The organism is Arthrobacter sp. TS-15 (assembly GCF_006964045.1).
Classification (GTDB): domain Bacteria; phylum Actinomycetota; class Actinomycetes; order Actinomycetales; family Micrococcaceae; genus Arthrobacter.
Genome location: NZ_SDXQ01000006.1, coordinates 358,369 through 380,972, shown reverse-complemented (window position 1 = coordinate 380,972; position 22,604 = coordinate 358,369). Strand labels below are relative to the sequence as shown.

Here is a 22,604-nt window from a genome sequence, read left to right as displayed (position 1 = left end):
CGGTCCGGGGCACGAAAAAGGCATGCCGCGCTCCCTGTGGCGCGGCATGCCCTCATTCGGATCCCGACTGGGGGAGTAGCGGGACCCTGTTCGTGGGAGTAAACAGGCGGTGCCTGATGTGCTGATGGGCAGGCCTACGGCAAACGCCCTGCTTCACCCGGCGTTGGGCGTCCTAGCGTGGGCTCTGCCACGGGTGGTGGTCCCGGCTCCGGCAATGGAACCGGCTCGGGCATGGGACCCGTTTCGCGGGTGGGGTCAGGGTGCGAGGGGTACGAGGGGTTTGGTGGCGAACCGCTCATGATCAGGCGCTCCGCCGGTGAGTGGCGTGCTGTGGCCGGAGTCGTCCGGGATCGCCGGAGGGGTATCTGCTCGAGTTCCACCCAGAGCCCGGATAGTCGATGGGAAGATTGTCCGGATCCGGCGGATCAGGGAGGCTGCGCTTACCGGCCTGGCCGGGCTTGCTGCCCGTGGTTTGAGGCTCATTTCGTTGTGATTCTGCGTGCATGCTGTCCCTCTCGGTAGCTCCGGAAATTTTGGTGTAGCTCCTCATGGCCACCCGGCCTCAGTCAGGCATCTCCATGCGGAAGCCGCAATGACACCCGAGAATGCGCGTGTTGATGAGTACCTCATACATCCGTTGCTGCGCGCCCGGCGACAGGACCAAGGGCGATTGGATCCTTCGCAGCTCGCAACTCTTTGTCTTCATCGGTTCCCCGCAGTGCAGGTATTGACCGCCGAACTGCAGGACGCCTTGAGGGGCACCCGGACGGTTCAGGACTGCTGCAACGCGCCGAACGGAAGCAACGTGCTCATACGAGTACCTACAAACATGGCACTCATACGCAACGTCCACCATGTTGGGTGCCGGCGGATAGTGGGACTGGATGGAGTTCACCAGAAGATGCTGATCTGTATTGCAGCGCGAGCACCAGAGGGGTTCATCGGGTGGCGGATGTGCTTCGTCCGGGACTCTGGACGCTGGCTGAGCCGGCATGGGTTTGTACCTCTGCATCAAAAAGTGAGGGACGCCCGTCTGCATGAGCTCAATAGCCTGGGCCCGTGATCCGGACCATGTGTCGATTGTGCACATAGGTGCACCGCAGATGCAAGGATTCTGTTTTCCGTTGTCCAAAGGGTGACGAGTTGGTGTGAGGCGAACGTAAAATAAGGCATGGACGAAATGAGCGTGGATTTTGCGGTGCCTGATGCTGTCTCTGCGCCCGACGGTACTTCGGTGCCTGAGCAGCTGCAGGATCTGGTGATAGACAGCGAAGATGTGGGCGGGTTCCTGCATGAGCTCGCGGTCTTTTCGGCATCCGCGGTGTCACAGGCCGTGGGCTTGGACGTGCTCTGCGGCATCACCCTCAGCCGTCGCCATCGCACCGCCACAGTGGCGGGAAGCAACCACGAGGCCAGGCTGATCGATGAGGTTCAGCAGGCGTACGGTGATGGTCCGTGCCTGGAGGCCATGCGCAGCCGCGTAACGCAGCATGTTGCTGACACCTCCACGGAACAGAGATGGTCCGAGTACTGCTCAGTCATTGCCGAGCGGGGACATCTGTCCGCTCTCTGCGTTCCCTTGGAACTGGATGAGGGTGCAACGGCGGCGCTTAACTTCTTCGCGCCGCAGGCCAACGCCTTCGATGAAGCAACCATCCGGAATTGCGAACTCTATGCAAGCCAGGCCGAGCGATCGCTGAGACTGGCCGTCCGGATTGGCGTCAAGCAGCAGCACGCTGAGGACCTCCAGGATGCCATGCGGACGCGAACGGTGATCGACTTGGCAAGTGGAATCATCATGGGCCAAAACCGCTGCACGCAGGAGGAAGCGTTCCAGATCCTGAAGAAAGCGTCCAGCACCCGCAACCAGAAGCTGCGGGACGTCGCGGAATCCCTCGTCAAGAGTGTGGCCAGGGAAGCTCCCGTGGCCCATTTCGAGGCCTAGGGCGCTCCCGCTAGCGGATTGGCAGCAGTCTCATCTCTTGTGACGGCTGCCACTGGTGAACTACATTCATACATGGGTTAAGCAGATAGCCCTTGGAGCCTCATAGGGAACCATCCAGGATGGTCCAAAAACTGCACCCTTTAGCCGTGGCCCCTTTCGGCCGGCTCACAGCGTGCCTCCATGCAGGCTCCTTGAAGGAGCATAAGGAGAATGGCAATGACGCTTGGATCCCCGATTCCCGCCCCGCAGCCTGCAAGCCGACGGGCACCTGCAACAGTTGATACCGGAGCACGCCCGTGGTGCACCGTTTGCAATACTGATTCCTACGTTTTCGTAGAGACGGTTGTGGAAGCAACACCGAATCAGTCGGAGATCGTCGAAGTCAGCTACACCTGTAGCGAATGCGATACGTTCTACGCCCACGCAGTCCGCCTGGACGCGCTGGTTCCCGCCATCCAAAGTGAATTTCTTTCCACTTCAGCAGCCGGGCTCTGGTTCAGCTGCACCCACTGCGGCGATCCCATGACCCTGGGGCGCCCCGCGGAGCGCGTCATTGAGGCGCCCCGGACCACTGACGATCCGGAGAGCCCCAGCCTGCTTGAGGTGTACCTGCAAACGCAGGTGCTCCATTGCCGTTGCGGTTTTCAAATGGAGGTTCCGCGCCACGTTGGCTAACCGCCGTCTCTAAAAAACTAACGGTTGGGAGGGGGGTTATGCGTACCTTTGGCGTCGAAGAAGAATTGCTGATCGCAGATCCTGAGGACGGGTTGCCCTTGGCTCTGGCCTCCGGACTCCTGGATGTGGCCGCCCCCTCCCACGCGGAATGGGATGCCGGCGGTGGGCCGTCGCTGAAGTCCGAGTTCAAGCAGGAACAGATTGAGGTTAACTCGCTCCCGTGCCGGACCGCCCAGGAGTTGCGGGCTCAAATCCGTTCAGGGCGGGCGTTGGCCGACTCTGCAGCCCGGGCGGTGGGAGCACGCGTTGCTGCGCTGGCCACGCCTCCGGTGTTTCACGCGACCCCCACCACCGGAAACCAGCGCTACGCCACCATGGGCAAGGAATTCGGCCTGATTTCCCGCGAGCAACTCACCTGCGGCTTCCACATCCACGTGTCCATCGAGTCGCCGGACGAGGGCGTAGCCGTGCTGGACCGGATGCGGCACTGGCTGCCGGTCCTCCTGGCCCTCAGCGCGAATTCACCCTACTGGATGGGTGCTGACACGGGGTTCGCCAGTTACCGCACGCAGATCTGGAACAGGTGGCCCACCGCAGGTCCCATGGATGTTTTCGGCTCAGCTGCCGGATACCGGGCGGTACTTGCGGAACTGCTGGGCACAGGAGTTCCGCTGGACGAGGGAATGATCTATTTCGACGCGCGCCTGTCCAGAGGGCACCCCACCGTGGAACTCCGGATCGCCGATGTCTGCCTCTACGCCGAGGATGCGCTCACTATCGCGCTCCTCGCCCGTGCCTTGGTGGAAACGTCGGCGGGCGAATGGCGCAAGGGCGGACCGCCGTCGAGCACTTTGACTCCGGTGATCCGCATGGCCAACTGGAAAGCCAGCCGTTTTGGCGTCAACAACCAGCTGCTGCATCCGCTGGAGCAGGCCCCTTATGCTGCCGCGGACGTGGCGGGTGCCCTGCTTCGGCACATCCGTGGCGCCCTGACGGCATCCGGGGACCTGGCGCTCGCGCGGACAGGGGTGGCGAACATCCTCCGGCGCGGGACCGGCGAACGGCTGCAGCGACAGGCCTACGGCCAGCGGCGGCGACTGTCCGACGTCGTCTCCGCCGCCATTGCCTCTACCCACAATTACGATGAGCGATCCGACGCCGGCCTCTTGAGTCGCTAAGAAGTACGACGACGGCGGAGGTCACCTCGAGCGCTGGAGACGCCCCACCGGGGTGACCTCCCGCCGTCGCGCCTGATAATCAGCCCTGGTTGATGCGGATCATGTTGCCGGAAGGGTCACGGAAAGCGCAGTCGCGGGGACCCCATGGCTGGTCGATCGGTTCCTGGAGTACTTCGGCGCCGGATGCACGAAGCTTTTCGAAGGTGGCGTCAAGATCATCGGTGGTGAAAACCAGCATGGGCATGACGCCCTTAGTAAGCAGCTCCTGGATGGCGTCGCCGTCCGCCTGTGACCGGCCGGCGTGCGGCGGGGAAAGGACCAGTTCAAGATCAGGCTGGGCGTCGCTGCCGAGGGTGACCCAGCGCTGACCGTCCGAGCCGACGTCGTTCCGGACCTCGAAACCGAGGGCATCCCGGTAGAAGGCGAGGGACTCGTCAACATCGTTGACAGTGACGTGTGCGTATTTCAATGAAATGTTCATGAATCACACGCTATGGCAGCTACGATGCGGGCGCTTCTTCAATCCTGCTCATGTTCTTGCTGCCGGTTCTTTCAGGACGCGTATGCTGCTTGGCAATACAGCTGGGCATGGCCTTGACGGCATGGTGCTCGCGGGCACGGTATTCACTGGGGTTCATTCCGACGATCTCGGTGAAGCGCGTGCTGAAGGAGCCCAACGAGGTGCAACCGACCTCCATGCAGGCGTCGGTGACCGAAGTTCCCGCCCGGAGCAGGGCCATAGCCCGTTCGATCCGTCTGGTCATGAGGTAGTTGTACGGCGATTCTCCGTAGGCGGCCTTGAACTGGCGTGAGAAATGCGCGGGGGACATCAGGGCGCCGGCGGCCATGGTGGGCACGTCCAGGGGACGCGCGTATTCGCGGTCAATGAAGTCGCGGGCGCGCCGCAGATGGGCCAGGTTGGCCAGTTCCTGCGGAGTCATGGGCACAGTCTACGGAGTCATGGGCACGGTCCACTAGGCTCGTGCCCATGGAATCAGTGGTGTGGTCAAAGCCCGGGAACCAGCGCAAGGGCACGCCTTTGCTGGTGATGATGCACGGTTATGGGACCAGCGAGCAGCGGATGGTAAACCTCTTTCCGAACCTCCCCGGCGAGTTCACCTGCGCAGCGCTGCGAGGTCCCAAGGTCATCGGCGACGATTATGGCTGGTTCCTGCTTGACTATTTCCTCACCAACGACTTCGCGGATGTTATGGCGTCCACCAATGCGGTGTTCAACTGGATCAGTTCGGTCAAGGACAATCACAGCAGCGTCAGCCTGCTGGGCTATTCGCAGGGCATGGCCATGGCCAGCACCCTCCTCCGCCTGCGGCCCAGCGCTTTTAAGGCCACCGTCGGCCTGTCCGGGTTCGTGCTGGACAACGATCTCCTGGCCTTGAGTGAGTCCTTCGATGTTCCGCCTCCGTTCTTCTGGGGGCGGGACAAGGCCGATCCCGTGATCAATGAGGATGCCATAGCCCACACCGAGGAGTGGCTGAACGCCAATGTAGCCCTGACGGCCCGCACCTACCCTGGGATGGGGCACAGGATCGAACCGCCGGAACTGGTGGATGTGAGCGCGTTCCTGAAGTACTACGTTCTGAACGGCGACAAGTAACGGGCGCGAGCCCCGCATGAGGGCCGGCACACCGGATTAGAAGGCATGAAGCCTCCGGAATCAAGCTTCCGGTGAGATTCGCGTCACAATTTCGTATTCGAGCGCACTCTATTGAATGACAAAATTGTAAGCGCTTACACTTTGGCTGGTGACCCGGCTCGGGGCATACGCCAAGACGTCAGGCGAGGATGGAAAGGGTTGAGGCCGTGTTGCATGGTTAGGACTCACAGGGTGACAATCCAGGACGTTGCCGTCTTGTCCGGATTGTCCATTTGCACGGTGTCGCGGGCTCTCAGGAATCTCCCCAATGTTTCTGAAAAAGCACAACGACACGTGGCGGAAGCCGCCAGCAAACTTGGCTACAAAGCCTCAGCCGCAGCGTCCAGGCTCGCCGGTGGAAGCACGGGATCGGTGGCAATCGTCGCCCCGACAGCCACGGCCTGGTTTTTCGCCCAGGCTGTGGAAGCCGCCGAGGAAGTCTTCGGAGACAGCGGGTACGACACCGTCCTGATTAGCCTGCGCAGCAAGGCCAGCGTGCGGACGCAGTTCTTTGCGGACCTTGGAAACCTCGCGCAAAGAGTGGACGGACTGCTCCTGCTCAACGTTGACCTCGCGCCCCATGAACTGGAAGCGTTGGACGCCTCCGGGCTCGCAGTTGCCAGCGTGGGCATGCGAAATGTTCCGTGGGACAATGTAGGTATCGATGACGAGCACGCAGCCTGGCAGGCTACCCAACACCTGCTGGGGCTGGGCCATTGGGACTTGGCCGTTCTTTCGAGCAATGAACACCCCGTTGTAACTGAGACGCCACGGTTCCGCGGCTTCAGGCGTGCGCTGGATGAACACCACCTCACCGTCCACCCGGACCTTGTGGTGGGAACCGGGCCAAGCATGGACGACGGCAGACGGGCCATGACTGAACTCATGACCCGTGGCGGGAGGCCCACTGCAGTGTTCGCTCACTGTGACGAGGCCGCGTTCGGTGCGCTGATGGCGCTGCGGGAACACGGCCTTTCCGCGCCCAAGAACGTGTCCGTGATCGGCATAGACGATCACCCCATGAGTTGGTTCCTTGGCCTGAGCACTGTGGCGCAACCCGTTGCCGACCAAGGCGCCTTCGCAGCAAACCTGCTGTGCGAACGCCTGCTAAATACTGAATCCCCCCATCAACCCTCCAACCACCTGCTCGATACCAAGCTCATCGAACGCAAAACCACGCGCCACAAGCGCTGAACGGAACAATGCACATGACTGATCTTCGTAATGCCTGGACCGGCGCCTCGGCGCTGTTGTTCGACCTCGACGGCGTGCTGACGCCCACGGCCGTGGTGCACGAGCAGGCCTGGCAGGAACTTTTCGATGGCTATCTGGCCAGTACGGGCCACCCGCAGGGTTACCAGGAGAGCGACTACTTCGATCACATCGATGGCAAGCCCCGCTTTGATGGTGTCCGTGATTTCCTGACGTCCCGCGGGATTGCCCTCCCTGAAGGTCCGGTGAATGACCACCCGGACAACGAAACCGTGCAGGGTTTGGGCAACCGGAAGAATGCCATCTTCAACGAGATCGTGGATTCCCGCGGTGTTGAGCCGTACGAGGGTTCGGTCAAGTTCATCAATGCTGCGGTGGAGCTGGGGCTGAAGGTCGCGGTCGTCTCTTCCTCCCGGAACGCGCCTGCGGTTCTGAAGGCCGCCGGGCTTGACCACCACTTTGAGGTGGTGGTGGACGGTATGGTTGCCGCCGGCGTCGGACTGCCCGGTAAGCCGGACCCGGCCACCTACGTGTATGGGGCGGGTCTGCTGGGCGTTCCTGTGGAGGAATGCATCGTGGTGGAGGATGCAGTATCCGGCGTTCAGGCTGGCGCAGGTGCCAATTTTTATGCCGTGATCGGCGTGGACCGCGGAGCCGGCCGCCAGACCCTGCTGGACGCGGGCGCCACGCTGGTGGTCGACGACCTCAACGATCTTCTCTGACCCTACTTTCTACGAAGGACAACAACTGCCCATGGCACTCATCAGCTCCGACCGGCTTCGCTTCCCCTGCGAGCCCTGGAAGCTCGTGGAAAACATCCACGTCCCCGGTGACGAGGGAACGCTGGAAACGCTGTTTGCGCTTGGCAACGGCCACCTTGGCATCCGTGGCTCACATTCAACAGCGGGCGACGGCGAGCTTCCCGGCACGTTTATTAACGGTTTCCATGAGATCTGGGACATCAAGCACGCCGAGAATGCCTACGGTTTTGCCCGGACGGGCCAGAGGATCGTCTATGTGCCGGACGCCAACAATTTCACCGTATCCATTGATGGCGAGGCCTTGAGCCTGGCCGAATCTACGGTGTTGGACTACCACCGTAGTGTGGACTTTTCCACAGGCGTCTACGAGGAAAGCATCACCTGGGCCTGCCGTTCCGGCGCCACCGTCACCACGGTAGAGCGCCGCGCTGTGGGCTTCGATTCCCGCGGATGTCTTGGCCTGGAGCTGTCGCTGACAGCGGACCGGGACGTGTCTGCGGACATCACCTCCGGCGTCGTGAACCGCCAGGACCAGCCTGTGGAGGACCACTCGGTCCATGACCCGCGCCGCTCCGGCCGGCACGCGGGCCGGGTCCTGCTGCCGCTGCACCTCCAGGGTGCCGACGGCTCACTTCGCCTCGCCTGGGAGACGTCCGAGTCCCGCCAGCGTGTGGCCATGGCCGTGGATCACTGGATCTCCGCTGAAGGCCAGCCTTTTGAGACCTTGGTGGCTGAGGATGACTCCTCTGTCCGCTACGTTTTGGCCATCCACGACGGCGACACGTTCCGTTTGGAGAAGTCGGTCAGCTATGTGGTGGCCGGGTCTTCGGACGCCGAGGACCGCGGCGAAAGCCTCGCGACGGAAGCCGAAGCAAACCTCGTGCCTTTCGCCGACATCCTGGCCCAGAGCAAGGCCCACTATGCCGAGTACTGGACCACGGCCGACGTCTACATTGGGGGACAGCCGGAGATGCAACAGGCCGTGCGCTGGGGCTTGTTCCAGCTGGCGCAGGCCACTGCGCGTGCCGGTGTGGCTGGTATCCCTGCCAAGGGAGTGAGCGGTTCCGGGTACGAGGGCCACTATTTCTGGGACCAGGAAATCTACCTCCTGCCGTATCTGACCTACACCAACCCTTGTGGTGCCAGAAAGGTCCTGGAATCACGTCACGCCATGCTGCCCGACGCCCGGGTGCGGGCCAAGGAGCTCAGTGTGGACGGTGCGCTGTTCCCGTGGCGTACCATCAATGGCCTGGAAGCCAGCGCCTACTACGCAGCCGGAACGGCCCAGTTCCACATTGCTGCTGCCATCGCCTTTGCAGCCAATCGTTACGAGTGGGCCAGCGGAGATGCCACCTTCCGTGGGGAACTGGGCGCTGACCTGCTGATCGAGACGGCCCGCATGTGGGCTTCGCTGGGTTTCTTCGGCAAGGACGGACTGTTCCATATCCATGGCGTTACGGGTCCGGATGAGTACACGGCTGTGGTCAATGACAACCTGTACACCAACGTCATGGCGCGCTTTAACCTTCGGGCTGCAGCTGCGCTGGAAGACGAAGGCGTCAGCGATACCGAGCGCCTGGTGTGGCGGCAGGCGGCCGAGCGGATGTCGCTGCCCTACGATCCGCACCTGCAGTTGCACAGCCAGGACAACGACTTCATGACCCTGGAGCCGTGGGACTGGAACACGCCCAAGTCCAAGTACCCGCTGCTGCTGAATTTCCACCCGTTGGTGATCTACCGGCACCAGGTCCTCAAGCAGGCCGATACGGTGCTGGCGATGTTCCTGCAGTGGCAGGACTTCACGGCTGAGGAGAAGCAACGCGCCTTCGACTTCTACGATCCCATCACAACCGGCGACTCCACCCTGTCCGCTTGTGTGCAGGGCATCATGGCGGCCGAGGTGGGCTACGGTGACGTCGCGTTGCAGCACTTCACCGAGGCACTGTTCATTGATCTGGACAACTCGCACGGCAACACCATCGACGGCGTCCACATCGCCTCCACGGGCGGTATTTGGAGCTCCTTGGTATGCGGCTTCGCTGGTATGCGGGACCAGGGCGAAGTTTTGCGCTTCGATCCCCGCCTGCCTGTGGAGTGGGAAGGCCTGTCCTTCCGGCTTAAGGTGCAGGGACGTTTGTTGGCCGTGGATCTCGCACAGGGTTCCATCGCCCTGACACTTGTATCCGGGGAGGACTACAGCCAGGAGCCACTGCGCATTGACGTGCGGGGGGACAACGTCACCGTTGGTGCGGACACCGTCACGGTGCCGCTGGACACCGTACCCGTCCCGCCGCCGTCGATCTTCCCCAGCGTCTTTCCGACGGCGGGCCTTCCGATCATCCGATAGTTCAGGCTTTCCCGGGACTACTTTGCGGCGAGGTCCATGGTGGTCAGGCGCAGCCACAACCACAGGCGCTTCTGCGGGTCCGCCAGGTCCAGGTTGAAATCCCCGGCCAGGCGGGCCACGCGGTAACGGACGGTGTTGTTGTGTACATGTAGTTCAGCGGCCATGGCGGAAATGTTCCCGTTGGTGGCAAGGTAGGCGCGGAGGGTGTCCAGGTAGTCCGTTTGCTGCTCGGCATCGCGGGCTTGAATCCTGGCGATCTGGTCCGCGCCGCCCAGCCCGTTGTCTTCAATGAACTCCCCGATTTTCAACAGGTTCAGGGGGATCTGGAAGTCCTCATGGAGCGCCACGCCAGGCGACTTGCCCTGCCGCGACTTCCCCTGACTCGACTTGAGCTTCAGCAGGTAATGCAGGGTTTGGATTGCCTCGGACCTGGACCGGGGCAGGTGCTCGATGTCGTGGGCGATGCCACCCACTGTAGCGATAACGGGGAACGAGCTGATGGTGTGCGAATATGCTTCGATTTCCTGGATGATCCGCCCGTGCGCAGCTCGCGGCTCAGCCCCGTTACAGGGCAGCAGTGCATACACCACCGACCCGATCAGGGCACTGTGGCTGGTGCCGAACTGCACGTTGCAAACCGTTGTTACCAAGTGCAGCAGCCGGTGGATGTCGCGCACGGATTCCAGGCTGCCGGTCTCCGGACGGACAATTGAAAATGCTGCCACGGCCAGGCCATTGGCGGTATCCAATCCCAACTGCGCGGCCGCGAACGATGCGTGCGGGGTGTCGTCCATGAGGGTCCGGATGAGGTCGGCGTTACGCCGTTCCCCAAAGTCGGAGGCCGAGCGGGCGTGGAGCATGTGCAACCCGGCCAAGGGCGCCATCCGGTCCAAAGTATTCAAAGCCGTGGCGCGTTTCTCCTCGCCGGGGTCGATGATCCAGATGGAACCCAGCAGCTCTCCGCCTGCCCGGACGGCCAGCGCAAGTCGCGCCATACCGTCGTCGAGCGCCGGTACCATCACCGCTCCCGGGGCGTCGTAGACCATCTTGAAATCCTGGTCGAAAGCTGGCTGGATGGTTTCCTGCAGGGTCAGCGTGGTGATGCGCCGGAGTTCATCGATTGGCTGCCCGGGCAGTGTGGAATAGCCCAGGATGCGTCCCAGCGGATCCACAATGCTTGCCGCGCCGTTGGTCATGGAAGCCGCGGCATTGGCGAAAGCGTAGAGGTCACCCAACCGGACCCCGGACACCGAGTCTGCGGCAGCGCCCATCACCGAGGCCCGCGCTAGCGCCACCAATCGGGTCCAGTCGGCATGATCCGGCGCCACGAGCAGTGACAGGCTGTGCCGGACTGCCGCTGCACGCAACTCCTCCATCCGGGCCCCGTGCGCTTTGACGATCACCGCCGCTGCGCTGCTGTTCGCTGCCCTGTGGAGGAGTTGGTCAAAATCAGGGGATCCATACGTGCACCCCACGGCCAGGATGATGCGGTCGTCCACGCTGGACCAGTTGTCCAAGGGGTCGTACATCAGTACGTCTGACACTGGATGCCCCAGGTTCTCAGGCGTGGGGTTGGCGTGCACCAGATCGGCCTGCATGAGCTGGATGCAATCGGATAACCGGACAGTGGTTTGCTGCATGCCGGACTGCTGCGTCAGGGCCTGGGAGCGCTCGGTGGTTTGGGGCTCTGGAAGCGTCTCTGCTGGATCCATAGCTGGACGTTATCACAAGCCTATTTCTTATCTTATGGAGGAATTCACATATTGAGTGGAGGAGATCTGCGTCACTATTGGGAAAGAAGCTGGACGGGTAACCCAGCAGGAACTCAAAGGACACACCATGAAACTCAAGGACATCAAGGCGCTCGCCTCGGTGCAGGGACCGGCCCGAACCGTCTCGGAGCGCCTGTCACGTAAGTGCTACAGCGTGGAGGACATGCGGAAGCTGGCAGCCAAGCGCCTGCCCAAGAGCATCTTCGAGTACATCGAAGGCGGCGGCGAAGATGAGGTGTCGCTGCGCCGCAATCGCTCGTCATTCGACGATTGGTCCTTCCTCCCAAAATGGGGTTCGGTGGACAACTTGGACCTCAGCTCAACCCTCCTCGGCGGACCGGTTTCCATGCCGGTGACCCTTTCGCCCACAGGCGGTACCCGGCTGTTCCACCCCCAGGGTGAGTCCGCCGTCGCCCGCGCAGCGCTCGCCGCCGGCATCCCGTACGGCTTGGCGCACCTGAGCACCACCACCATGGAAGACGTCAGTGCCGCGGCACCGGGACTTCGCCGGTGGTTCAACCTGGAACCCACCTCGGACAAGGGTCTCCTGCAGGCCGTCTTGGATCGCGTGTCCAACGCCGGGTACGAGGCCCTGCTGGTCAACGTCGATTGCAGGGCCATCGGACACCGCGAGCGCGATTACCGCAACGGGTTTACCGCCCCGCCGTCCATCAAGCCGAAGACGGTTGTGGAGGGAATGTTGCACCCTGCGTGGGCGCTGGGGTTCCTGGCCAATGACGCAATTGCCTTCCCCAACCTGGACGCTGAGGTTCCGGCCGGTCCCTTGGCCAGCTCGCCGGACATGTGGCGCACGCTTCTTGCCGGTTCGTATGAGCCCACCGACTGGGATGACATCCGGGACCTGCGGGAACGCTGGAACGGGCCGATCGTCCTCAAGGGCGTTGTCAACCCGAACGACGCCGCGTTGGCGGCTTCCATGGGAATCGACGCCATCCAGGTCAGCAACCACGGCGGACGGCAATTGGACCATATGGCGGCCCCGCTGGATGTCCTTGCCGACATTGTTGAGAGGACTGCCGGCCGGATGGAAATCATCGTCGACGGCGGCATCCGCCGGGGTTCCGACGTCGTCAAGGCGCTGGCTCTCGGCGCGGATGCCTGCTCCATCGGGCGCCCCTACTTGTACGGGCTGGCCGCCGCCAGCGAGGCGGGGGTGGCCCACGTCCTGACCCTGTTCCGGGCAGAAATGACCCGCACCATGATGCTCCTGGGAGTGTCCACCATCGAAGAACTGCGCAGTGAAGGCCGGGATTTGATCCGGCACCGCAATGAAGCGTTCACCCGCACCCAACCCACGGAGCCCACCTGGGCTTTGCAGAAATGAGCATCCTGACATGAAAAATTCCCCAACGCTACAACGAACCAAGCTCGGCCTTCCGGTTGCCGTTGTCACTGCAGCGCTGATGCTGTCAGTGACGGCGTGCAGCCCCGCCGGCAACGCATCGGCGTCGAACCCGTCCGGCGGCGCTGCCGCAGCGGGTACCGGTGTCCCTGCGCTGGAAGTCAGCCAGGCCGCCGTCGACCTTCTTCCGGAGTCCATCAAGGCTTCCAAGGTGCTGCGCGTGGCCATCCCCACCAACGAACCGCCAACGCAGTTCTACCGCGAAGGCACGCAGGAAATGACAGGAACAAACCCGGACGTGGCTCGTCTGATCGGCCAGGCTTTGGGTGTCACCGTGGACATCCAGGTGGCCAACTTCGATTCCATCATTCCGGGCCTCGCAGCTGACCGTTACGACATGACTGTTTCCTCCATGACGCCCACGGAGAAGCGGATGGAAGTCCTGGACTTTGTTGACTACATGCAGATAGGTAATGCGATTGCAGTGCCCAAAGGCAACCCTGGTGGAATCAAGGACGAGAACGCGCTTTGCGGCAAGAAAGTAGGACTCCTCACGGGCTCCTACCAGCTGACCGTGAATGTCCCTACCTATGACCAAGCCTGCACAGCCGCCGGCAAAGACGCCATTCAAAAGAGCGAATTCCAGGACACCCGGCAGGCCATCTCCGCACTGACCAGCGGACGCCTGGACACGGTGCTGGCTGACTCGCCCATTTTGAATTACGCCGCCACCCAGAACCCGCAGATCGAGGTTGCCCGGACTTACGAGTTCGCTCCCGTCGGGGTGGGCGTGCCGAAGGAATCCGGCCTGGTGAAGTCCGTATCCGCGGCACTGGATGCCGTGATCAAGAGCGAGTCCTACGTCAAGGTCCTCGGGAAGTACGGCCTTGAATCCAGTGCCATCACCGACGCCCGCGTCAACTTCGCCCAGTAGTGAAAGAGGTGACTGCTATGAATACGCAACCCTCAGCCCCCGATACCAAGGAGCCGGCCACATCAGCGGCCGGTGACTCCATCCCGGTGGTGCCCCTGAAGCACCCGGTCCGTTTGGCCTTGGCGATCGTCCTCATTCTGGTGGCGCTGGGTGCTGCCTGGGATGTCGCAGTGAACGAACGCTACCGCTGGGACGTTGTGGTGTCCTATATTTTTGCACCGCAGATTCTTGCCGGTGCCGGCCTGACCATCCTGCTGACCGTGGTGTCCATGACCGTTGGCATAGCCCTGGGTACTTTGCTGGCCATCATGCGGCTCTCCGACAACCCGATCCTGAGCACTATCAGCCGCGGCTACATCTGGTTCTTTCGCGGAACGCCGCTGCTGGTCCAGTTGATCTTTTGGTACAACATTGCGGCGCTGTATCCGGTGATCGCTTTCGGGCTTCCCTTCGGTGGACCATCCGTGGTGTTGGGATCGGCAAATGTGCTGATCTCCCCGCTGGGTGCGGCACTGCTGGGGTTGTCCCTTAACGAGGCTGCGTACATGGCCGAGATCATCCGTGGCGGCATCGGCTCGGTGGACAAAGGCCAGTACGACGCCGCCCGGGCCCTGGGCATGAGCGGTGGCAAGCTGATGGGCCGGGTGATTCTGCCGCAAGCCATGCGCGTGGTCCTTCCCCCCACCGGCAACCAGGTCATTTCGATGCTGAAGGGCACGTCCTTGGTGAGCGTCCTGGCGATCTCGGACCTGCTCTACTCCGCCCAGATCATTTATGCGAACAACTACCAAACCATTCCGCTGCTGATCGTTGCGAGCCTCTGGTACCTGCTCATGACCACCGTCCTGAGCTTCTTCCAAAACAAACTTGAACGCCGGTACGGCCGTGGTTTCGACTCAGCGCCGCGACGGATCCGCAAGCCTAAGACAAGGACAGCATGATGACTACCGCCATGGTGGAAGCCCGGGGAGTCCGGAAGAACTTCGGCGTTATTGAAATCCTGAAAGGCATTGACCTTAGGGTTGAAAAGGGATCGGTGACCTGTTTGATCGGCCCGTCCGGTTCCGGCAAAACCACCTTCCTGCGCTGCATCAACCACCTTGAAAAGGTTGACGCCGGCCGCCTCTATGTTGACGAGCACCTGGTGGGCTACGCCGAACGCAACGGCAAGCTCTACGAAATGAAGGAACGCCAAACGGCCCGTTCGCGGCTCAACGCGGGCATGGTGTTCCAACGTTTCAACCTCTTCCCCCACATGACGGTGCTGGAGAACATCATCGAGGCCCCCGTGCATGTGCTTGGCCGGCCCCGGCGCGAGGTTGTGGTGGAAGCGCAGGCACTTCTGGACCGGGTAGGCCTGGGCAACCGCGGACAATCCTACCCACAGGAGCTCTCCGGTGGACAGCAGCAACGCATCGCGATCGCCAGGGCGCTGGCCATGAAGCCCAAACTGATGCTCTTTGATGAACCCACGTCCGCGCTGGATCCCGAACTGGTGGGCGAGGTCCTGGACGTCATGAAGTCCCTGGCTGAAGCAGGAATGACCATGGTGGTGGTGACCCACGAGCTTGGATTCGCCCGGCAGGTGGCCGATCAGGTGGTGTTCATGGACGGTGGCGTGGTGGTCGAAAGCGGCCCGCCCGAGCAAGTGCTGGGCAATCCGCAGCACGAACGCACCAAGGCGTTCCTCTCCAAGGTTTTGTAAGCATCGGTTTTGTAAGAACTCCAAGCACCACGAAAGGCATCACCATCATGACCCGACTCCAAGTCACTACGGACCTCGCACCAAGCCCGGCCGGCCCCTATTCCCAGGCCATCGTGGCCAACGGATTCCTGTTCACGGCGGGACAAACACCCCACCACCCCATCACGGGCGAGCGGGTTGGGATCACCATCGAGGAACAAACCATTCAGGCCATGAAGAACGTGGGCGAAGTCCTGGGTGCCCACGGCCTGGACTTCTCCCACGTAGTCAAGGCGACCGTGCACCTGCACCACCCGGGGCGCGACTTTGACGGGTTCAACGCCATCTACGAAAAGTACGTTGTTGCCCCATACCCGGCGCGCACCACCGTGGGTTCGTTCCTGGGCGACTTCTTGGTGGAGATCGACGTCGTAGCGGCCGTCCCGTAGCAACCGCACCCTCAGGAATGTCGGGGCCAGGGTGCCTGCCTGCCTCAGGCGGCATCCTTGTCCGGGGCGGATGGCGGCTGTCCTTCCACCACTGCGTCACCGACCGGCGCCGTTCCGGACGCCTGGCTACCTGCCAGGCGCCGGCGCTCCAACTCGCAGTTGATCAAATCCAGCAGCGCCTGCGCCGGTTCGGATAAGTGATGAGTGTCCGGTGATCCAAGTTGGTCGCAGTGGATCAGCACGTGTCGGATGCGTTCCAGTTCGCGGGAGGGCACCAAGGGCCAGCGGTGGAACAGTTGCCGGACGGCTATTGCTCCGAGGAGGGCATCGGGCTTGTTTGCCACTACATGATTGCCGTGCTGAGCGGCGGCCCGTCGCCTGGCGATCGTGGCCGCCGACAGCGCGACGCCATGGGCCATGAGATTCTCGGCCTTAAGTGAATTCGGGGCCATGTGAGGACCTCCCCGGGTAGGGCGAAGGAAGCCGGATGCCTGACTGTGGAATTAGCTTACAGAATGTGACTTATGTCATGTCAATATTAACGGGAGATATCCGCCGTCGTCATTGCAGAACCGTTCCGCCGCGGCGGCCCCCCGTGTCCTGTGTGCGGCACCGCATCAATAGTTGCGCCGGACCGCCGTGCTGTCCAGGTCGCGGTGATGCCGCGCCCGGCGGAGAAAGCTGCGCAGCGCCTCTGTTTCCGACTGGGTGCGAAGGATGGTGAAGTCCATGATCCCGGCTCGTTCGTCGGTGTCCCACACCCGCCAGCCCGTGCCGTCGCGGTCGATCCAGGTGGAGTTTTGTGAACGGCCGGTCGGACCGAACCAGTTCGCGGTCGCCATGCGATGCGCGGCGAGGTATTCCGCTACCTTCGCCACGGTCAGGAGTTCGCCGTCCGCCAGCAACTCGTCCAGGCCGGGCAGCTCTCGATTGTGCATGGTCCCATTCTCCTTCGGAAGAGGTATTTCGCCACAAAGCATCGACACGATGATGGCCCTGAGGCTCAACCCAGGTGAACGTGCGGGGTATCGCTTGTTCCGCTGAAGGTCCTACGGTCGATCCTGATCAGGAGCAGTGCGACGGGGACGATCAGCAGCGCCACTCCGGCGGCCCACAGGAACACCAGCGAGTAGCCCGAGGTCAGCGCAGCCAGCGTCCCGCCGCCGAGCGCTGCTGTGGCCGCCGCCGCGATGGTGCTGAAAAGCGCAATGCCCAGCGAGCCGCCTATCTGCTGTGATGCGTTGACCAGCGCGCTCGCGACGCCGGCATCGTCCTTGCCCACTCCGAACAGGGCCAGGTTTTGCATGGGGACAAAGACCATTCCGAGGCCTACGCCCATGAGGATGAGGGCCGGCAGCATGTTGACGGCGTATGTTCCCCCGGGAGTGACTTGGGTAAGCCACAGCATGGCTGCAGCAATGAAGATAGGCCCCAACGCGCTGGGGATCCTTGCCCCCAGCTTGGGGAGGTTCTTCGCAATAAGGCCAGCAGTGACGATCAGGACCACGGTCATGGGTAGCGAAGCGATTCCGGCTGCGAAGGGCGCGAAGGCCAGTACGATCTGCAGATAGAAATTGATGAACAGGATGCCGCCAATCAGCACCGCTCCGGCCAAGAATGAGGCCAGGAAGGCAGCCGCCCGGTTGCGTTCTGTAGCGACGTGCAACGGCAGCAGTGGATTCTTGACCTTTCGCTCGACGGCGACGAACAGGACCAGCAGGGCCACGCCTGCGGCGATGAAGCCCCATGACTCGATAGCCGCCCAGCCGTGTTCGGCATTCGCGAAACCGTAGACGAGGGCGCCCAGGCCGGACGCGGCAAGAACGACGCCGGGCCAGTCGTATTTGGTGGAGCCGCCCGCTTTGCTTTCGCTCACCAGGGTCCAGACGCCAACGAGGGCGATGATGGCGATGGGGACGTTGACGAAGAAGCACCAGCGCCACGAAACGAACTCGGTGAGGAAGCCGCCAAGCAAGACGCCTGCGGCCGCGCCCACCCCGCTGATGGAACCGAAGATGGCGAATGCGGTGCCGCGATCCTTGCCTCCCGGGAAAGCGACCGTCAGCAGGGCCAAGGCTGCGGGTGCCAGGAGTGCAGCAAAGATACCCTGCAGGGCACGGGCCCCGATCAGTTCCCAAGGCTGCTGGGCCAGGCCACCGATGAGTGAGGCGATCGCGAAGCCCGCGGAGGCGGTGATGAAGGTCCGCTTCCTGCCCCAAAAATCAGCGATCCTGCCACCTAGGAGCAGAAGCGCGCCGAAAACCAGTGCGTAGGCCGTGACCACCCATGCTCGGGTGGAGTCGCTGATGCCCATTTCCATTTGAAGCCGGGGGAGTGCCAGGTTCACGATGGTTCCATCCAGGACCACCATGAACTGGGCAAGCGCGAGGAACGGCAGGGCCCGCCAACCCATCGCTTTCTTCCCGTCCGGTCCCCCCGAGGGAGTGGTCTTATCGAGCAGTTGTGAGGTCACGGGGCACCAATCATCGAAGTAGTAATACTTACAAAAGTATAAGTACTTTTGGAGATGACGGTAAGCGTAGGTGGCGTGACGTCGCTTACGCCCGGGTGGACTTGGTGGCGGGGCCGTTCACGTGGTGCTCAGGCTCGGATAGTATTCCCGCCAGCTTCTGCAACGCCGGAAGGCTGGCTTGGATGAGTGCCCGTTCCTCGGGGGTGAGTCGCTCGCTGGCACTGTCCAGAACGCTGGCCCACACCCCGTCCAAGAGGGCCTTGATCCTCTTGGATTCGGGCGTGGGGTGTAGGGAAACGTAGCGCTTGTCCGATGCGTCTTTTACGCGCGTGACCAGCCCGGCAGCAACCAACTCACGGAGCTGGACACTGACATTGCTGAGTTGGCGTCCCAGGCGTGCAGCGACTTCCGCCACCGTGACGCCCGGGTGGCCTTCCACCACGCGAAGAATTTCCAGGACGCCGTTTGAGATGGGTGGCAGGCCGGTCTCATTGAGTGACTTGCGCCGGATATCTGACGAAATGTCAATCATGCAGACGGCCAACGCCGCAAAGTCCACTGGCTTTTCTCCCATTCGTCAAGCATAGGTGGGGCGCATCGCCGGCCCGTCTTGCTCGCGGTAGGTAGCCCGCCCTAGTCATTCATCCTTTTGCCCGAACAGGCGCCGCATGCCTCCGCGCGCCAGCATCAGGACGATGATGAGTGCAGTCACTGCGAAGAATCCGCCGAGCTGAACGGCGTCACCAAAGGCGAACGCCACCAGCTCGAGAACCAGGAACTTGCTCCCTGGCAGGATAAGGAGCAGCGCCACGATGCTAATGACCCGGACAACGACGGTCTTCCCGCCCCGAATTCGCCCCACGATCTTTTTCTTGGCGAGCAGCACAATCTCAAGCACGATCTTGAGCAGGATTGCCGTCAGCAGGGCCAGTATGAACGACTCGGAAATAACAGCCGGGAGTAATTGGATAAAAACGCCCAACACCACCAGATAGACCAGGACATCCACAAGATCGATCGGGCGGATCCGCATTCGGTGAGCGTACCAACCATGGAGATGATGGCATAGGGATATCTGCCAGCACGTTCCGATTGCTAGGCTGGACTCATGACCCGTCGCCTAGCCGCCCTGTCCGCCGCCCCGTTGTTGTTGCTGCTCGTCGGGTGTGGAGCCGTGGAGGAAGCTGCCACAAACGCTGCCAGCGACGCCGCCTCGAAGGTGGCTACGGCCGCGGCCGATGAAGTGACCAAGCAGGTCTGTGCTGTAGTTCAGGACGACTTGGTCAGCGTTCAGGACAAGCAACTCCTAGTCGGCTTGGTCTCGGCCGCCGAAGCTGCCGGTGTCCCCGCAGAGATTACGACGCCGTTGAACCAGATCGCGGAAGCAGGAGACGAAGTGCCGGCTGAGTCAGTCCAAGCATTGAAGGACGCCTGCGCACCGTAGTAACTGGTGCCCGAAGCGCCCGGCATCCCAATGATTCGCATCTAGGTGCGGACGAGTTGTCGACGGGCACGACGAGGCGGTTCCTGTCTTGAAGGCGGGGGCCTCTCGGTACCTGATGGTTCGCCATCCGATGATGACGCGTCACCCGATGAATTGGGGTCGCTTTCGCCTCCCAAGGCACGCTCATAGCCCGGTAATGGTGGCGCAGTGGATTGGTACGTGTGCCCGGTTGGTGTGCTGAGCTCCATGGTGTGGACCTCTCCTGAGAGCGGTTTGCTGTTCCAGCCGGGGTTTTCTTTGGTGTGGTTGCAGGCTTCGCAGAGTCCTGCGCCGTTGTTAGGTGTGGTGGTTCCGCCGGAGCGCCAGGGGACCACATGGTCGATGTGCCGGATGGGCGCGTCGCAGTAGGGGGTGCGGCAGGTGTCGTCCCGGGCCTCGATGAATCGTCGGAGCCGGGGCGGGAAGAGTCGGGCTGTGGAGTCCATGCTCAATAGTTCGCCCGTTCCGGGTGCGGTGTAGAGCCGCCGCAGCCACACGGTGAAGTCGCGGTCCGGAACTGGTGAGCCCGCCCGGCCGGTCGCCAAACCACTTGCTTCGTCTTCCTGGCCGGTCGCCAAACCACTTGCTTCGTCTTCCTGACTGGTCGCCAAACCACTGGCTTCGCCTTCCTTACGTTCACCAACCTGATGTTCACCAAGCTGACGTTTACTACCCTGAGGTTCACGAAGTAGTTTCCGTGCCCACTGGGCCGGGACGATTCCATAGCCTTTGAGCCGGGCCGGTTCGCTGTCTGCCTGAAACAGGGTCCGGTCCGTCATCACGAGATCGAGGTTGATGCCCGCGACCCCGCCCGGGGTTCCGGTAACGCGTTCGACCAGGGTGTCAGCCATGACCTGACCGCGGGAACGGGAGTCACCGCCGGACCGGGCAGTATCAGCCTCACGGGTCAGGGCCGCATACGCCGCGACGCCTTGGGCAACTGGCAGGAGGGCGGTCAGGTAGGTCATGGTGTCCGGGGCGGGTCGCAGGCTCACGGTCCGTTCGGTGGCTGCGTGACTGGCGCGTTGGGCCACCGAGCGGGGATCACGACGATACGCGGCAGCCTTGACCGCGGCGATGATGGCCCGGTCGCCCTTGCCTTCGAACGTCCCCCAATCGGGGGCGAGTTCCTCATCCACCGCGCACCGGTCCTCCACGGACAGGCACGCTGTTTCCTTCACCAGCAGCATGGCCCGCCACTCATTGAGCTGGCCCGATTCCAGGGCAGCCAGTGTGCGGGGCATCTCCGTCACCAACGCCCTCGCCAAGCCCAACAACCGAGAACCCTTATTGGGAGACTCCCTCCGAGCCAACGCCACCTGCGCCCCGACACCCTGACCCTGCTCGGACGCAGGAACACCAGCAGCGGCCTGCTCAGCCCGCTGCGCAAGATCAAACGCCACAGCAGCCCGCGCCTGCAGGCCCGTGATGGCGGACTTCAGGTCCTCCAATCCGCGGATGTGGTCAATCAGGTCGGCACTGGAGTCGCCCAGAGAGACAGAGCCAAGGAGCGCAATGAGGTCAGAAACCCGGGGCGCCGAGCAATCGGGCAGAGACCCAGAGGCAGGGAGTGCGGAGTGGGAGTGCCCGGGTAGAGCTTCCCAGGCGCGCCCGAGCTCATCATCGTGTGACGGCGTCTGCGTGGCCCGGATCTGCTCCATGCCCCAACTCTTCCAGCACGCAGCAAGCGCTATAAGACCACAACTTCCGTATGTGGAAACCACGGCCTATGTGGAAAACAGTGCCCGTGCGGAAAACAGTGCCCTGGAGGAAAACAAGTGCCCGGTCGGCAAAGAGTTGAGATCTCGCCCCTCAGCGGTCGCTCGCAACTCCAACTCCAGCCCCAGCCATCACGCTCCTGGCCCGCACCGTGACGGCTGCCCCGAGAACTAGAGCAGCAGCAACAGCCGCGGCCACCGCCGTCGGGATTGACTCGGGTGCGTCGGCGCTGCGGCCCACGGTGATCCACAAGAGGCCCCACGCGATTGCAGCCGCCAAAGCGAGACGGCCGTGACCCTTGATTGCCAAAGCGATTCCAACCACGGCTACCACCACCAGCACAGCCACGGACCAAATTTCGGGACGCAACCCAAAGCCCTGAAAACCAGATGCCTTCAGAGCCGCCGCGATGTTGGCGCATGTGGCCACACTGACCCAGCCCAGATAGAGGCCAAGGGTCCCGTCCACCACCACAGCTTCAACCCAGGAGCCAGCGCGGGTCTGGCTGTAGCGGAGGAATGCCACCACGAGCGTCGCCAGCAGGGCCAGGATCACCACAACACTGACCAAAAGAAGACCCGCCTGCACGGACAGGATCCACGCCGCATTGAGAATCATGGACGCCGCAACGATCCAGCCAAGGGAGCGCTGCCGTTCCGAGGACCGCTGCGAGGGCAACCACTGCCACACCGTGTAAGCAACAAGCCCGGTGTACACCACGGACCATATGGAGAAGGCAGGCGTGGCTGGCGCCAGCAGGGTTGAGTCGGCGGCCAGGGCGCCGCCGGCGGCCTGCGCGATCGGTGTCCCGCCAAAGACTCCGACGCCGATCATGGAACCAACAATGCAGATCACCAAGCTCACAGTGACTGCGATCTGCCGCCGAAGATCCGGGCTTTGGGTTGCCATGTGCAGTGCCTCTTTCCTGGTGCTATACGGGGGTGGGATGTGCGGG

Annotated in this window: 24 protein-coding genes; 13 read left to right on the top strand and 11 right to left on the bottom strand. The window is 62.5% G+C overall.

Annotated elements, in window-relative coordinates:
* Positions 1 to 255 precede the first annotated feature (255 nt).
* Positions 256 to 483, bottom strand: a complete 228-nt coding sequence (locus EU811_RS03055; RefSeq protein WP_142937026.1) for a hypothetical protein — start codon at positions 481 to 483, stop codon at positions 256 to 258.
* A gap of 688 nt (positions 484 to 1,171) precedes the next feature.
* Here EU811_RS03055 and EU811_RS03045 point away from each other — a divergent pair.
* The 3 genes from EU811_RS03045 (at position 1,172) to EU811_RS03035 (ending at position 3,798) form a co-directional block, all read left to right on the top strand.
* Positions 1,172 to 1,945, top strand: a complete 774-nt coding sequence (locus EU811_RS03045; protein ID WP_142937025.1) for a GAF and ANTAR domain-containing protein — start codon at positions 1,172 to 1,174, stop codon at positions 1,943 to 1,945.
* A 216-nt stretch (positions 1,946 to 2,161) separates the two neighbouring features.
* Entirely contained in the window at positions 2,162 to 2,620 is a 459-nt protein-coding gene (locus tag EU811_RS03040) for a hypothetical protein (protein ID WP_142937024.1), read from the top strand.
* Between the two features lie 38 nt (positions 2,621 to 2,658).
* The gene (locus tag EU811_RS03035) at positions 2,659 to 3,798 is read left to right on the top strand and encodes a glutamate--cysteine ligase 2 (protein WP_142937023.1); all 1,140 of its coding nucleotides are present in this window, start codon (positions 2,659 to 2,661) and stop codon (positions 3,796 to 3,798) included.
* Between the two features lie 79 nt (positions 3,799 to 3,877).
* Here the strand turns inward: EU811_RS03035 and EU811_RS03030 are convergent, their stop codons facing one another.
* Positions 3,878 to 4,279 carry a VOC family protein gene (locus tag EU811_RS03030; protein WP_142937022.1) on the bottom strand — a complete coding sequence of 134 codons (402 nt, stop codon included), beginning with the start codon at positions 4,277 to 4,279 and terminating at the stop codon, positions 3,878 to 3,880.
* Positions 4,280 to 4,298: 19 nt separating this feature from the next.
* On the bottom strand, positions 4,299 to 4,739 hold the full coding sequence (locus tag EU811_RS03025; protein ID WP_142937021.1) for a helix-turn-helix transcriptional regulator: 441 nt from the start codon (positions 4,737 to 4,739) through the stop codon (positions 4,299 to 4,301).
* 47 nt (positions 4,740 to 4,786) lie between these two features.
* Here EU811_RS03025 and EU811_RS03020 point away from each other — a divergent pair, with 47 nt between their 5' ends.
* From EU811_RS03020 to EU811_RS03005, 4 genes are all read left to right on the top strand, one after another.
* Positions 4,787 to 5,413 carry an alpha/beta hydrolase gene (locus EU811_RS03020; RefSeq protein ID WP_142937020.1) on the top strand — a complete coding sequence of 209 codons (627 nt, stop codon included), beginning with the start codon at positions 4,787 to 4,789 and terminating at the stop codon, positions 5,411 to 5,413.
* 231 nt (positions 5,414 to 5,644) lie between these two features.
* Complete coding sequence (locus tag EU811_RS03015; protein ID WP_238703278.1) at positions 5,645 to 6,646, top strand: LacI family DNA-binding transcriptional regulator; 1,002 nt, start codon at positions 5,645 to 5,647, stop codon at positions 6,644 to 6,646.
* Positions 6,647 to 6,654: 8 nt separating this feature from the next.
* Complete coding sequence (locus EU811_RS03010) at positions 6,655 to 7,386, top strand: HAD family hydrolase (RefSeq protein ID WP_142937018.1); 732 nt, start codon at positions 6,655 to 6,657, stop codon at positions 7,384 to 7,386.
* A 31-nt stretch (positions 7,387 to 7,417) separates the two neighbouring features.
* Positions 7,418 to 9,772: a glycoside hydrolase family 65 protein gene (locus EU811_RS03005; protein WP_142937017.1), complete on the top strand. Its 2,355-nt coding sequence runs from the start codon at positions 7,418 to 7,420 to the stop codon at positions 9,770 to 9,772.
* A gap of 17 nt (positions 9,773 to 9,789) precedes the next feature.
* Here the strand turns inward: EU811_RS03005 and EU811_RS03000 are convergent, their stop codons facing one another.
* Positions 9,790 to 11,484 (bottom strand): PucR family transcriptional regulator, encoded by a 1,695-nt coding sequence (locus tag EU811_RS03000; RefSeq protein ID WP_238703277.1) that lies wholly within the window; start codon positions 11,482 to 11,484, stop codon positions 9,790 to 9,792.
* A gap of 127 nt (positions 11,485 to 11,611) precedes the next feature.
* Here EU811_RS03000 and EU811_RS02995 point away from each other — a divergent pair, with 127 nt between their 5' ends.
* From EU811_RS02995 to EU811_RS02975, 5 genes are read left to right on the top strand one after another with little or no spacing between them, the layout of a single operon-like run.
* Positions 11,612 to 12,889, top strand: a complete 1,278-nt coding sequence (locus EU811_RS02995; RefSeq protein WP_187697068.1) for an alpha-hydroxy acid oxidase — start codon at positions 11,612 to 11,614, stop codon at positions 12,887 to 12,889.
* A gap of 10 nt (positions 12,890 to 12,899) precedes the next feature.
* Positions 12,900 to 13,841, top strand: a complete 942-nt coding sequence (locus EU811_RS02990) for an ABC transporter substrate-binding protein (RefSeq protein WP_202979301.1) — start codon at positions 12,900 to 12,902, stop codon at positions 13,839 to 13,841.
* Positions 13,842 to 13,858: 17 nt separating this feature from the next.
* On the top strand, positions 13,859 to 14,782 hold the full coding sequence (locus EU811_RS02985; RefSeq protein WP_142937016.1) for an amino acid ABC transporter permease: 924 nt from the start codon (positions 13,859 to 13,861) through the stop codon (positions 14,780 to 14,782).
* Positions 14,782 to 15,546, top strand: a complete 765-nt coding sequence (locus EU811_RS02980) for an amino acid ABC transporter ATP-binding protein (protein ID WP_142937120.1) — start codon at positions 14,782 to 14,784, stop codon at positions 15,544 to 15,546. Before EU811_RS02985 ends, EU811_RS02980 begins: the two co-directional genes overlap by 1 nt.
* 47 nt (positions 15,547 to 15,593) lie before the next feature.
* On the top strand, positions 15,594 to 15,974 hold the full coding sequence (locus tag EU811_RS02975) for a RidA family protein (RefSeq protein ID WP_142937015.1): 381 nt from the start codon (positions 15,594 to 15,596) through the stop codon (positions 15,972 to 15,974).
* Positions 15,975 to 16,018: 44 nt separating this feature from the next.
* Here the strand turns inward: EU811_RS02975 and EU811_RS02970 are convergent, their stop codons facing one another.
* From EU811_RS02970 to EU811_RS02950, 5 genes are all read right to left on the bottom strand, one after another.
* Positions 16,019 to 16,426, bottom strand: a complete 408-nt coding sequence (locus EU811_RS02970) for a hypothetical protein (protein WP_223941521.1) — start codon at positions 16,424 to 16,426, stop codon at positions 16,019 to 16,021.
* 165 nt (positions 16,427 to 16,591) lie between these two features.
* Positions 16,592 to 16,912 (bottom strand): hypothetical protein, encoded by a 321-nt coding sequence (locus tag EU811_RS02965; RefSeq protein WP_142937014.1) that lies wholly within the window; start codon positions 16,910 to 16,912, stop codon positions 16,592 to 16,594.
* Between the two features lie 65 nt (positions 16,913 to 16,977).
* Positions 16,978 to 18,447, bottom strand: coding sequence for an MFS transporter (locus EU811_RS02960; RefSeq protein WP_142937013.1), 1,470 nt, complete (start codon positions 18,445 to 18,447; stop codon positions 16,978 to 16,980).
* 85 nt (positions 18,448 to 18,532) lie between these two features.
* Positions 18,533 to 19,021 carry a MarR family winged helix-turn-helix transcriptional regulator gene (locus EU811_RS02955; protein WP_142937012.1) on the bottom strand — a complete coding sequence of 163 codons (489 nt, stop codon included), beginning with the start codon at positions 19,019 to 19,021 and terminating at the stop codon, positions 18,533 to 18,535.
* Positions 19,022 to 19,084: 63 nt separating this feature from the next.
* A complete protein-coding gene (locus tag EU811_RS02950) occupies positions 19,085 to 19,480 on the bottom strand; it encodes a hypothetical protein (protein WP_142937011.1) in 396 nt (131 codons plus the stop codon).
* 75 nt (positions 19,481 to 19,555) lie between these two features.
* On the opposite strand from EU811_RS02950, the gene EU811_RS02945 reads away from it, so the two are divergent.
* Complete coding sequence (locus EU811_RS02945; protein ID WP_142937010.1) at positions 19,556 to 19,891, top strand: hypothetical protein; 336 nt, start codon at positions 19,556 to 19,558, stop codon at positions 19,889 to 19,891.
* Between the two features lie 41 nt (positions 19,892 to 19,932).
* On the opposite strand, the gene EU811_RS02940 is transcribed toward EU811_RS02945, so the two are convergent.
* Together EU811_RS02940 and EU811_RS02935 are read right to left on the bottom strand one after the other, a co-directional pair.
* Positions 19,933 to 21,591, bottom strand: a complete 1,659-nt coding sequence (locus EU811_RS02940; RefSeq protein ID WP_142937009.1) for an HNH endonuclease — start codon at positions 21,589 to 21,591, stop codon at positions 19,933 to 19,935.
* A 151-nt stretch (positions 21,592 to 21,742) separates the two neighbouring features.
* Entirely contained in the window at positions 21,743 to 22,558 is an 816-nt protein-coding gene (locus tag EU811_RS02935; protein WP_142937008.1) for a tryptophan-rich sensory protein, read from the bottom strand.
* Positions 22,559 to 22,604: the final 46 nt, after the last annotated feature.